Annotated in this window: 11 protein-coding genes; 3 read left to right on the top strand and 8 right to left on the bottom strand. The window is 60.1% G+C overall.

The features are described from left to right. The first annotated feature begins 1 nt into the window (after nucleotide 1). The gene (locus ACQRAX_RS10000; protein ID WP_412037274.1) at nucleotides 2–3,337 is read left to right on the top strand and encodes an SNF2-related protein; all 3,336 of its coding nucleotides are present in this window, start codon (nucleotides 2–4) and stop codon (nucleotides 3,335–3,337) included. A 74-nt stretch (nucleotides 3,338–3,411) separates the two neighbouring features. On the opposite strand, the gene nagZ is transcribed toward ACQRAX_RS10000, so the two are convergent. Genes nagZ through ACQRAX_RS09985 form a run of 3 tightly spaced genes read right to left on the bottom strand, consistent with a single transcriptional unit; the run spans nucleotide 3,412 to nucleotide 5,716 of the window. Continuing rightward, nucleotides 3,412–4,410: a beta-N-acetylhexosaminidase gene (gene nagZ, locus ACQRAX_RS09995; protein WP_412037803.1), complete on the bottom strand. Its 999-nt coding sequence runs from the start codon at nucleotides 4,408–4,410 to the stop codon at nucleotides 3,412–3,414. A gap of 22 nt (nucleotides 4,411–4,432) precedes the next feature. Continuing rightward, nucleotides 4,433–4,957: a L,D-transpeptidase family protein gene (locus ACQRAX_RS09990; protein WP_412037273.1), complete on the bottom strand. Its 525-nt coding sequence runs from the start codon at nucleotides 4,955–4,957 to the stop codon at nucleotides 4,433–4,435. A 45-nt stretch (nucleotides 4,958–5,002) separates the two neighbouring features. After that, nucleotides 5,003–5,716, bottom strand: coding sequence for a TetR/AcrR family transcriptional regulator (locus ACQRAX_RS09985; RefSeq protein ID WP_412037272.1), 714 nt, complete (start codon nucleotides 5,714–5,716; stop codon nucleotides 5,003–5,005). Nucleotides 5,717–5,946: 230 nt separating this feature from the next. Between ACQRAX_RS09985 and lexA the strand changes: the two genes are divergently transcribed. Together lexA and sulA are read left to right on the top strand one after the other, a co-directional pair. Further along, nucleotides 5,947–6,555: a transcriptional repressor LexA gene (lexA, locus tag ACQRAX_RS09980; protein ID WP_038608892.1), complete on the top strand. Its 609-nt coding sequence runs from the start codon at nucleotides 5,947–5,949 to the stop codon at nucleotides 6,553–6,555. Nucleotides 6,556–6,565: 10 nt separating this feature from the next. Continuing rightward, nucleotides 6,566–7,060 (top strand): SOS-induced cell division inhibitor SulA, encoded by a 495-nt coding sequence (gene sulA / locus ACQRAX_RS09975; RefSeq protein ID WP_412037271.1) that lies wholly within the window; start codon nucleotides 6,566–6,568, stop codon nucleotides 7,058–7,060. Nucleotides 7,061–7,124: 64 nt separating this feature from the next. Here the strand turns inward: sulA and ACQRAX_RS09970 are convergent, their stop codons facing one another. The 5 genes from ACQRAX_RS09970 to fadA form a co-directional block, all read right to left on the bottom strand. Beyond that, entirely contained in the window at nucleotides 7,125–7,358 is a 234-nt protein-coding gene (locus tag ACQRAX_RS09970) for a hypothetical protein (protein WP_038608889.1), read from the bottom strand. 50 nt (nucleotides 7,359–7,408) lie between these two features. Beyond that, nucleotides 7,409–7,930 carry a DUF6586 family protein gene (locus tag ACQRAX_RS09965; RefSeq protein WP_412037270.1) on the bottom strand — a complete coding sequence of 174 codons (522 nt, stop codon included), beginning with the start codon at nucleotides 7,928–7,930 and terminating at the stop codon, nucleotides 7,409–7,411. A gap of 110 nt (nucleotides 7,931–8,040) precedes the next feature. Continuing rightward, a complete protein-coding gene (gene topA, locus ACQRAX_RS09960) occupies nucleotides 8,041–10,653 on the bottom strand; it encodes a type I DNA topoisomerase (protein ID WP_412037269.1) in 2,613 nt (870 codons plus the stop codon). 100 nt (nucleotides 10,654–10,753) lie between these two features. After that, on the bottom strand, nucleotides 10,754–11,005 hold the full coding sequence (locus ACQRAX_RS09955; RefSeq protein WP_412037268.1) for a DUF1653 domain-containing protein: 252 nt from the start codon (nucleotides 11,003–11,005) through the stop codon (nucleotides 10,754–10,756). A gap of 77 nt (nucleotides 11,006–11,082) precedes the next feature. Then, on the bottom strand, nucleotides 11,083–12,258 hold the full coding sequence (gene fadA, locus ACQRAX_RS09950) for an acetyl-CoA C-acyltransferase FadA (RefSeq protein ID WP_045194913.1): 1,176 nt from the start codon (nucleotides 12,256–12,258) through the stop codon (nucleotides 11,083–11,085). Nucleotides 12,259–12,282 lie beyond the last annotated feature (24 nt).

Raw genomic sequence — 12,282 nt, 5'->3', positions numbered from 1 at the left:
AATGCCGAAAACGCTGCGACAAGTGCTCGAAGATAGCGACTGGGCCCTGTCCTTCCCGCCCAGGGCCCTGGAAAAAGGCTTCGACTATGCCGATGAACACCGGGTGAAGGTGATATCCCTGGAGGACGACAACGTTACCTCGGTCTGTCGTGGCTCAGGCGCTAACGTCTACACCCAGCTCATCAGCGTAGAGGGCGATGAGCACTTCGCTTCGCTCAACACCCAATGTTCCTGTCCAGTCGGCTTCGACTGCAAGCACTGCGTAGCAGCCCTGTATCACCTGACAGAGCTACTCGAACAACAGACGGGTAGCCCGACGGATGACGGCGAGCAGCTAAGCCCTGCGCTGGAGCATTGGCTCAAGCGCCTGGAACCACTAGCTTACGGCGGCGAAAAACCGGCCGAGCACAGCACGCGCACCCTGATGTACGAACTTGAGTTCCAGGAAAGCGGCATAGCCACTATCACACCGTACAGGTGCAAGCGTCACAAGGATGGCCGCTTCAGCGACCGCAAGGTGATCCTTTACCCGCACGAAATATTGCGACAAAACCCTGGCTACCTGGGCGAAACCGACGCGAAATTTTTACGCATGGTTGTTGCCGGAACGTCCACCGGCGCGCTTTCCAACGGTGTGAACCTCGAAGGCAGTGAAGGCACTGAGCTGCTTGAACACGCACTTGCCACCGAGCGCCTGTTTTTGACCGCAGGTGGACAACCCCTTAAATCGGGCCCACCCCTGACAGCCGAGTTTCGCTGGGAAAAACTCAATAGCGAAAACTACAGAGGCTGTTGGTACCACCAGGGCAAGATGCTCAAACTGGTGCTGGCCTTGAAGCCGCTGTACTACGTTGATGCCGAACAAGACCAGATTGGTCTGCTCAGTCACAGCTATGATGAAGTGACCGCTTGCTCCCTCGCACTTGCACCATTGGTGCCTGAAAGCCAGGTAGTCAATTTCAGCCACAGGATCCAGACCCTCAACCGGCAGATCCCCACCCCCAGAACATTGAGCGAGACAAACATCGACGGTATTGCCCCCACGCCCCACCTGATTCTGGGCAGCCACGAGTTCAGCGCTTATGTGCCGCAATCGGGCAGGATGCAACGCCAGCACCAGCATCGCGCTGCACTGTCCTTCGTCTATGACGGCCTGCGTGCCAGCGGCAGGCAAGGCACGGAAGTCTCACGCCTTGACGGTAATACCAATCAGCGTATCCAGCGCCAACCCGATGCCGAGAAGCTGATTCGTCAGACACTCCTGAGCCTGGGCTTCAAAGTCGCTACCCGCCAAAGCAAAGCACTACCAGAAAGCGCGGGCGAGCTTCTCGAGCTGGCAACCGAAGGCGCCTGGCTACGCTTTATGCTTAACGACCTGCCGGCTCTGCGCGAGCAAGGCTGGGAGATCGAATACACCGACGATTTCGCCTTCAACCTTGCCGAGGTCGACGACTGGTACGCGCAGATTGACGAGGCTGGCGGACGCGATTGGTTCGACCTGGAAGTGGGTATCGAGGTCAACGGTCAGCGCTTGAGCTTGCTGCCCATTTTACTCAATGTACTGCGCACCCACCCAGAACTGCTCAATCCCGCCCAGCTAAACAAGCGCCGCAACGACGAGAGCCTGCTGGTGCAGATCCCTGCCCCCCAGGGCGAGGTACGCCGTAACCTGCAAGTAGCACTGCCCTACGGCAGACTCAAGCCGGTACTGGCAACGCTGGGCGACTTTTACCTGCGCGAGCCGGGCGAAACCAGCGTGCGCCTGCCGACGCTGGATGCCACCCGCCTCAATGCGCTGGAAGACATTCCACTGAACTGGCAAGGCGGCGAACAGGTGCGCAACCTGGGCGAACGTCTGCGTGATATCCGCCAGCAACCGGCACAGATCCCTGAGGGCCTCAACGCCACGTTGCGTGCCTATCAAATCGAAGGCTTGAGCTGGATGCAGGCCCTGCGCGAGCTGGAAGTAGGCGGCATCCTCGCCGACGACATGGGCCTGGGCAAGACCCTGCAAACCCTGGCACACCTGCTTACCGAGAAAAACGCCGGACGCCTGAACCGCCCGGCCATGGTGGTAATGCCCACCAGCCTGATCCCCAATTGGCAGGACGAAGCGCAGCGCTTCGCCCCCAGCCTGAGCGTCCTGGCCCTGCATGGCCTGGGCCGGCGCAAACACTTCGACAAGCTGCAGGACTACGACCTGCTGCTGACCACCTACGCCCTCCTGCCCAAGGACCTGGAACACTTCAAAGGCCTGATGTTGCATGTGCTGATCCTCGACGAGGCCCAGTACATCAAAAGCCCGGGCAGCAAGGCTGCCCAGGCCGCACGCCAGCTCGAAGCCCGCCAGCGCCTGTGCCTGAGCGGCACGCCTCTGGAAAACCACTTGGGCGAGCTGTGGTCGCTGTTCCATTTCCTGCTGCCTGGTTGGCTGGGCGATGCCAAGAGCTTCAATCGCGACTACCGCACGCCGATCGAACGTCAAGGTAACAACGAGCGCCTGCAGCACCTCAACGCACGGATCAAACCGTTCTTGCTACGCCGCACTAAAGAGCAGGTGGCCACAGAACTGCCAGCCAAGACCGAGATGATCCACTGGGTCGATCTCAGCGACGCCCAGCGCGATGTCTACGAGACCATGCGCCTGGCCATGGATCAGAAAGTACGTGCCGAGATTACCCGCAAGGGCGTGGCCCGCAGCCAGATCATCATTCTTGAAGCGCTGCTTAAACTGCGCCAGGTCTGCTGCGATTTACGCCTGGTCAACAGTGAAGCATCGACGGCCCGCGGCGCCCATTCGGGCAAGCTCACCAGCCTGATGGAAATGCTCGAAGAACTGCTCGCCGAAGGCCGTCGGGTGCTGTTGTTCTCACAGTTCACCAGCATGCTGCGGCTGATTGAAAACGAGCTTGAACAGCGTGGCATTGCCTATGCCCTGCTGACCGGTGACACCCGCGACCGCCGCGCACCTGTGCACGACTTCCAAAATGGCCGACTGCAGATATTCCTGATCAGCCTCAAGGCTGGCGGCGTGGGCCTGAACCTGACCGCCGCCGATACCGTGATCCATTACGACCCGTGGTGGAACCCGGCCGCCGAAAACCAGGCGACTGACCGTGCCTATCGCATTGGCCAGGAGAAGCCAGTGTTTGTCTACAAGCTGATTACCCGCGGCACTGTGGAAGAGAAAATCCAGCAGTTGCAGCAGGAAAAGTCGGCGTTGGCAGCCGGGGTACTGGATGGGCGTCAAGCGGGAGATTGGCGCTTGGCGGCAGAGGATATCGATGCACTGTTTGCGCCGATGCCAGGCCAGCGCAAGGGTTCAAAAACCAGTTAATCTCATCACCGGCAATGTAAGCACCCCTAAAGGCCTGTGGGAGCTGACATCACCTGGGATGGCCAATCTTTGTATCAATCGACCAGTTGCGCTTCCTTCAGCGCGCCAAGCGCCTCCAACCAGCGCGGCTGCTGACGATAGTCGGTACGGGCAAAGCCCTGCCCACGCATCTGGGCGATCCGCGGCGAAGGCATGACCTTCAAGCGCTGCGCCGCAGTCAGGGCCAGCTCGGCCGCCGCCCGGTCATTGCACACCAGGCCCATGTCACAACCCGCGCTCAACGCCGCCTCGATACGACTGGCCGCATCCCCCACCACATGAGCGCCAGCCATCGACAGGTCATCACTGAAGATCACCCCATCAAAGCCCAATTCACCGCGGAGGATGTCCTGCAACCAACGGCGCGAGAAGCCTGCCGGCTGATTGTCAACTTGGGGGTAGATCACATGCGCCGGCATCACTGCCGCCATCTGGCCACTCAGACGCGCAAACGGCACCAGGTCAACCGCACGGATCTGCTCCAGGCTGCGCTCATCGGTAGGAATGGCAACGTGGGAGTCAGCCTCGGCCCAACCATGACCCGGGAAATGTTTGCCACACGCCGCCATGCCGGCGGCGTTCATGCCACGAATAAAAGCACCGGCCAACGCTGTAGCACGCAGCGGGTCACCTTCAAAGGCACGGCTGCCAACTACAGCACTACGCTGATGATCCAAATCCAGGACCGGAGCGAAACTCAGGTCCAGACCGACAGCCAGCACCTCGGTTGCCATCAACCACCCACACTGCTCGGCCAGGTATTCGGCGTTGTCGTTATCGGCAATCGCTCGCATCGCCGGCAGGCGCACGAAGCCCTGACGCAAGCGCTGGACCCGCCCCCCCTCCTGGTCTACCGCCAGGATCAGGTCCGGGCGAATGGCGCGGATCGAGGCTGTCAGTTCACGCACTTGGCGTGGGCTTTCGATATTACGGGCAAAGATGATCAGACCGGCCACTTCGGGCTGGCGCAAAAGCTGGCGATCTTCGGCGGTCAGCCAGGTACCGGCGATGTCCACCATCAGGGAGCCTTGCAGGCTGGCACTCATAATTGATCCTTCAGTTCAGGGGCGCGTCGGCCCATTGGGGGCACGCGGCTTCTTCGATTCGCACCGGACAATGCACTGGCACCCGATCAAACAGGTGCAGCAGATCGGCATTGCGCAGGCGCACACAGCCATGGGACAACGGCACGCCCAGCGGTTCGCAATCGGGCGTGCCATGCAGATAAATGTAGCGACGGAAGGTGTCGACCGACCCGTTGCGATTGATCCCCGGCTCGCAACCGCTGAGCCAGAGGATACGACTCAAGATCCAGTCGCGACCGGGATACTGCGCGTGCAGGGTTGGCGTCCAGGTCTCACCGGTCCAGCGCCGCCCGCGCAGCACCGCCCCTTGCGGCAAGCCTGCACCGATTTTCGCCCGCACCTGATGCAAACCTCTGGGCGTGCAACCGGAACCATTGCGCTCACCACCACCGTTCACTGCGGTAGACACCGCCACGCGCACGCGCAACTGCCCACGGGCGAAGCCGTAGAGGCATTGATCGGCAAGGGAAATGTGCAATAAATCGAGACTGGACATGGGCGCTAGCTTAGCCGATGCGGCTCGCTGCGCCCAGCCATGGCATCAGGCCTTGGCGGCGACCGTCGAGCTGGAAGACTTGCTACGCGGGCGCAACTGCGCGGCAGCCATTGCCTCGTCAGTCACCCCGCTGTCGGCGCGCATGCCGGCGGCAAGAAACGGCACCATCAGGCGCATCACCTGCTCGATCGAGGTGTTAACCCCAAAATCGGTTTCGGCGATCGCGCGTAGGGCCTTGATCCCGGACATGCTGAACGCTGCGGCGCCGAGCATGAAGTGCACGCGCCAGAACAACTCGATCGGCGGAATACGTGGCGCAGCTTCATTGACCAGCAGCATGTAGCGGCGGAACACTTTACCGTACATGTCTTCCAGATAACGGCGCAAATGCCCTTGGCTCTGACTGAAGGCCAGACCCAACAACCGCATGAAGATCGACAGGTCGTTGCCACTGCGCGGCTGCACGACCAGTGCCTGCTCAACCAGCATCTCGAGCAGCTCTTCAAGGCTTGGCTTGAGCTCAGGGCGGGCCTGACGACGCTCCAGCTCGCGCTCAAGGCTGGTGCAGAAGGGGCCGAGGAAACGCGAAAAAACCGCTTGGATCAGCGCTTTTTTCGAGCCGAAATGATAGTTCACCGCCGCCAGATTGACGCCGGCCTTGCTGGTGATCAGCCGTAATGAGGTTTCGGCAAAACCTTTTTCCGCGAACAACTGCTCGGCAGCATCGAGAATGCGTTCAACGGTTTCCGACTGGGCCATGACTACTCCGCCTGACAAACACTTGTTTGAAACATACGTTTCAAAGTAGTGATCTGTCAAGTCCGCTCACCCGCTTTGCCGCTACCCGGTCACGTATTAAATCACAGCCGCAAGCCACAAGCTGCAAGCGGCAAGCGCCCTCACCCGCCTTTTCTTAAAGCTTGCCGCTTGCAGCTTGCCTTTTACTGTATATAATCACAGTCACTGTATAAAAAGACAGAGCGATCGACATGCTAAAACTGACGCCACGCCAAGCTGAGATTCTGGCTTTTATCAAGCGCTGCCTGGAAGACAACGGCTTCCCGCCGACCCGTGCGGAAATCGCCCAGGAGCTGGGTTTCAAGTCGCCCAATGCCGCCGAGGAGCACCTCAAGGCCCTGGCCCGCAAGGGTGCGATCGAGATGACCCCGGGCGCCTCACGCGGCATCCGCATCCCCGGCCTGGAAGCCAAGGCCGAAGACAGCGGCTTACCGATCATCGGCCGCGTTGCTGCCGGTGCGCCGATCCTGGCCCAGCAACACATTGAAGAATCCTGCAACATCAACCCGGCGTTCTTCCATCCGCGGGCCGACTACCTGCTGCGCGTTCACGGCATGAGCATGAAAGACGTCGGCATCGTCGATGGCGACCTGCTCGCCGTGCATACCTGCCGCGAAGCGCGCAATGGCCAGATCGTGGTTGCCCGCCTGGGTGACGAGGTCACCGTCAAGCGCTTCAAGCGCGAAGGCAGCAAGGTCTGGTTGATTGCTGAAAACCCCGAGTTCGCCCCCATCGAAGTCAACCTGAAAGACCAGGAACTGGTGATCGAGGGCTTGAGTGTCGGCGTTATTCGCCGGTAAAGGAGGCGTCATGCAGTCCCCCCCAGCGTCACAGAACGTACCGCAGCAAGCACAATTGCCCCTGTTCGAAGCATTCCTGGCCCAGCCAGTGCTGCCCGGACTGAAAGCCGCCAAGCCTGCGCCGCACCCTGGCGCAGCTCAGGTTTTCAGCGAGCTGTCTTTCCGTGGTGCGCTGGGCAACTGCCAGAGCCTGCTGGCCCCCATGCTGCGAGAACTAAGCGAGTTGAGTGAAGAACAGGACGAGCGCTGGCTGACCCTGATCGCCCCACCGGCCAGCCTGACCCAGGCCTGGTTGCGCGAAGCTGGCTTGAACCGCGAGCGCATCTTGTTGCTGCACCCTCGCGGCAATCAGAGCGCACTGCAGCTGGCCTGCGAGGCCCTGCGCCTGGGCCGTAGCCACACTGTGGTCAGCTGGCTGAACACCGTCAGCAGCAGCGCGCGTCAACAGCTGAGCAACGCCGCACGGTCTGGAGAAGCACAAAGCCTGAACATCCGCCTCGGCTGATATTCAGGACAGGTATCGGTTGGTTTCGCCAGGCTTCTTCAGGACGAGGAAGCCATACAGGCGATCAATGCAGGACGCGTGGCCCGTCGTCTCGCTCGACTTCGCCTTCAACCAGCTTGCCGGCCATCTGCACGCCAACACTGAGCATGGCTTTGGCCACTTCAACGTGCTGACCTTGCAAGAAAGCCTTGGCGTCCTCGGAGAAATCCAGGGTTACCAGGGAGCCTTCGTCCTCAGCGCGGCGCAACTCGATCCGGCCATCAGGCAACTCGACAATTTCTAGAAAGGACGTTGGCATAAAGGGCAGTTCTCCACGAAAGGCCAGTATTGTACCAGCGAGCGCCTCAATCAGCACTCACTCAAGCCTTCACGAAAACGAACGGTCAGGCCCTTGAGGTTCTGCCGCCAGCTCTCCAGCTCTTCCCGCGAAAGCGGCGCCACTTCAGGTTCATCAAGGCTCACAGCCTGAATCAGCGGTTGCGTGACGTCAGTTTTCGGTGCTTTTTTCGCGACCGGCGGTCGGAACAAATCGGCATAAGCGCTTAACAGTTGTGCCAGCCAGGTTTCTCGCTGCTCAGCCAACTCGACCAACTCAGCCATTTCCGGAATCGCCACCGCCTCCAGCACTTCGCGCGTCAGTAGCATCTCGGCGCGCGGCGCAGCAGCCTGTGGCAAACGGTAAAAGCCGGCAATCTCATGACATAACCCCAGCAGCGCACCGTACAGGTGAAACAGCGCCGATTCGCGCTCGGCCTGGATCAGCGCCTGAGCGTTCATTGCCCGACTCGCTTGAGCCTTGCCCAAGGCCTCGAGGGCCAGGCCGGCGAAGTAAATCTTCTGGTTGGTACGGGTATAGAGTTCCTGGGCCATCTGAGTGCCCTCCGAAAGGCTGCAAGGCGGTCTGTGAGTGTCACGGATGCCCTGCCCTACTTGCAAGCCCCCTTACCGGCAATGGGCCGCCCAAAGCGGCCCAGGTTTTATCAGCGCTTGTCTTCGACCTTCCAGGCATTACCGTCGTAGAAAGCGCGCCAGCCGGTCGGCTTGCCCTCGACCTCGGTCTGCACGTACTGCTCCTTGGTCTTACGACTGTAACGGATCACCGCTGGGCGACCGTCCGGGTCCTTTTTCGGCGCTTCACAGAGGAAGTGGTACTTCGGATCGATCTCATCCTTGTGCGGGATGATTTCGATCACCAACGGCGCGCGGGTCTCGCGGTTTTTCGGGAACTGGCTGGCTGCCAGGAACAACCCCGAAGCACCATCACGCAGCACGTAGGTATCGTTGACCTTTTCGCACTTGAGCTCCGGCATCTTCACTGCATCCATTTTCGGTGGTGCTGCTTCACCACTCTTGAGCAGTTTGCGGGTGTTTTTGCACTCAGCGTTGGTGCAACCGAAGAACTTGCCGAAGCGGCCGGTCTTGAGCTGCATTTCGCTACCGCACTTGTCGCACTCCAGGCTCGGCCCTTCGTAACCCTTGATGCGGTAGTTGCCCTCTTCGATTTCGTAGCCCGTGCAATCAGGGTTATTACCGCAGATGTGCAGCTTGCGCTTTTCGTCGAGCAGGTAGGCGTCCATCGCGGTGGAGCAGATCGAGCAGCGGTGCTTGTTGAGCAACACCCGCGATTCCGATTCGCCTTCGTCATCGGCAGCGATTTCATCACCTGGAACCAGGTTCACGGTCGCCTTGCAGCGCTCTTTGGGCGGCAGGCTGTATCCCGAACAGCCAAGGAACACGCCGGTCGAAGCAGTACGGATCATCATCGGACGACCGCATTCCTTGCACGCAATGTTGGTCAAGGTTGGCTGGTTGGCACGCATGCCCTTCTCGCCATCCTCAGCCAGCTTCAGCTTATTGCTGAAATCACCGTAGAACTCATCGAGGACGTTTTTCCAGTCGCGCTCGCCCTGGGCCACGTCATCGAGGTTCTCTTCCATGCCGGCGGTAAAACCGTAGTCCATGAGGTTGGAGAAACTCTCGGACAGGCGCTCGGTAACGATATCGCCCATCTTCTCGGAGTAGAAACGACGGTTGTGCAGGGTCACGTAGCCGCGATCCTGAATGGTCGAGATGATTGCCGCGTAGGTAGAAGGACGGCCAATGCCGCGCTTTTCCATTTCCTTGACCAGGCTGGCCTCGGAGTAACGCGCAGGCGGCTTGGTGAAGTGCTGGCTTGGATCGATCTGGATCAGCTTGAGGACTTCGCCCTGGTTCATTTCCGGCAGTACGTCGTCATCGCCCGGCTTGCTCTGCTGAGGCAGCACACGGGTGTAACCGTCGAACTTGAGGATACGGCCCTTGGCACGCAGTTCGAAGTCGCCAGCGGTGACGCTGACCGTGGTCGACAGGTACTGCGCTGGCGGCATCTGGCAGGCCAGGAACTGGCGCCAGATCAGCTCGTACAGACGCTCGGCATCACGCTCCATGCCGCTGAGCTTGGTCGGGTGGGTGTTGACGTCAGACGGACGAATCGCTTCGTGCGCTTCCTGAGCCCCCTCTTTGCTGCCGTAGACAATCGGCGCTTCTGGCAGGTACTTCTTGCCGAACTCGCTTTCGATGTAGCTGCGGGCCATTTCCACTGCATCGACCGAAAGGTTGGTCGAGTCGGTACGCATATAAGTGATGTAGCCGGCTTCATACAGACGCTGGGCCATCATCATGGTCTTCTTCACCCCAAAGCCCAGGCGATTGCTCGCGGCCTGCTGCAGGGTGGAGGTAATGAACGGGGCCGATGGCTTGCTGCTGGTCGGACGGTCTTCGCGTTTGGCGACGGTGTAGCTAGAGGCCTTGAGCTTCTCCAGCGCGGCCATGGCCTGGGCTTCGTTGAGCGGCTTGAAGGCTTCGCCCTTCTCCCGCGCCACTTCGAAACGCACTTTGGCGTCCTTGGCAGTACCGAGGTCGGCGTGCACTTCCCAGTATTCTTCGGGGATGAAGGCACGAATCTCGCGCTCACGCTCAACCACCAGTTTCACCGCCACCGATTGCACGCGACCGGCCGACAGACCACGGGCAATCTTCTGCCACAGCAGTGGCGAGACCATGTAACCCACTACGCGGTCAAGAAAGCGACGCGCTTGCTGGGCATTGACCCGATCGATATCCAGCTCGCCCGGTTGCGAGAACGCTTCCTGGATGGCCTTCTTGGTGATTTCGTTGAACACCACGCGCTTATAGCGGCTGTCGTCACCGCCGATGGCTTCGCGCAGGTGCCAGGCAATGGCTTCCCCTTCGCGATCCAAGTCGGTTGCGAGATAGATGGTGTCAGCATCTTTGGCCAGACGACGCAGCTCTTCGATGACCTTTTCCTTACCCGGAAGGATCTCGTACTTGGCTTTCCAGCCGTGGTCCGGATCCACCCCCATGCGCGCGACCAGCTGCTTGCGCGCCTTTTCCTTCGGCGACAGCGCGGGCGCTTCACCGGCAGCGGCTTTGCCACGCTTGGCGGCAGGCTCTTTGCTGGCGCTGGCCGAACCGCTGGTGGGCAGGTCTCGGATATGGCCGATACTCGACTTCACCACGTACTGGCTGCCCAGGTACTTGTTGATGGTCTTGGCCTTAGCCGGGGATTCCACAATGACCAGCGATTTGCCCATGGATCGGAAAATTCCTGAATACTGAAAATAAAAACACGGCAGGTACCTGACGCGGCACCGCTATATATAGTGGCAACATCATGAGGTCAAGCGCGAGGCGTTAACCACCCTCGGCATCGGGCCGGGAAAACTGCTCGGGTTCGGCCTTGACCAAAGCAAAGCGCGGCCGTTGCTCGCCGTCAACCTCGACCGACTCCAGAAACATCGAAAGCGGGCGTACCCAGAGGCCGAATTCGCCATACAGGGCTTGATAGAACACCACCCACTCCTCGGTTTCAGAATGGCGCGCTGTGCCGAACACACGATACTCAGGCCCCTTGTAATGCCGGTATACGCCTGGTTGTATCTGCATGTTGCTCACCCTCTTGAAAAAAATCCCGCAAAAACAAAAACCGGGGCACCAGGCCCCGGTTTCCAACCGCTGAACGCTTAGACGCGTTCGAAGACGGTGGTGATGCCTTGACCCAGGCCGACGCACATGGTCGAAACGCCGAAGGTCCCGCCATTCTGCTTCATGACGTTGAGCAGAGTGCCGGAAATCCGCGCACCAGAGCAACCGAAAGGATGACCCAGAGCGATGGCGCCGCCGTGCAGGTTAACCTTCTCATCCATCTTGTCGAGTACTTTCAAATCTTTCAGCACTGGCAGGGCCTGTGCAGCGAAGGCTTCGTTGAGCTCGAAGAAGTCGATATCAGCGATGCTCAGACCTGCGCGCTTGAGCGCTTTCTGAGTCGCCGGTACCGGGCCGTAGCCCATGATCGCCGGGTCGACACCGGCCACCGCCATCGAACGGATCACCGCCAGCGGCTGGATCCCCAGGTCTTGAGCACGCTGGGCCGACATGACGATCATGCACGACGCGCCGTCAGTGATCTGCGACGAAGTACCGGCGGTCACCGTACCACCTTTAGGATTGAACGCAGGCTTGAGGGCCGCGAGGCTTTCCAGGGTGGTGTCCGGGCGAATGGTTTCATCGTAGTCGAAGACTTTGAGGAAACCGTTCTCGTCATAGCCCTGCATCGGGATGATTTCATCCTTGAACTTGCCTTCGACCGTCGCTTTGTGGGCGAGCTGGTGCGAACGCAGGCCGAACAGGTCCTGCTGCTCACGGCTGATGCCGTGCATCTTGCCGAGCATTTCGGCGGTCAGGCCCATCATGCCCGAGGCCTTGGCGGCGTACAGCGACATGTGCGGGTTCGGATCGACGCCGTGCATCATGCTGACGTGGCCCATGTGCTCAACACCACCGACGACGAAGACATCACCGTTGCCGGTCATGATCGCCTGAGCTGCAGTGTGCAGGGCGCTCATCGACGAGCCACACAGACGGCTGACGGTCTGGCCGGCCGCAGTGTGCGGGATCTGGGTCATCAACGAAGCCATGCGGGCAATGTTCCAGCCCTGCTCCAGGGTCTGGTTGACGCAGCCCCAGATCACGTCTTCGACTTCGCTAGGGTCGACCTTGGTGTTGCGCTCCAGCACCTTGCTGATCAGGTGCGCGGACATGTCTTCGGCGCGGGTGTTGCGGTGCATGCCACCCTTGGAGCGGCCCATCGGCGTGCGACCGAAGTCGACAATCACCACGTCTCTTGGATTCAGGCTCATATATTCTCTCGCTCTCTATCGTTG

The organism is Pseudomonas sp. UM16, from assembly GCF_050312595.1.
In the GTDB taxonomy this organism is placed as follows: Bacteria; Pseudomonadota; Gammaproteobacteria; order Pseudomonadales; family Pseudomonadaceae; genus Aquipseudomonas.
The sequence above is the reverse complement of the archived record's forward strand: the minus strand, read 5'-3'. Positions and strand labels throughout refer to the sequence as shown.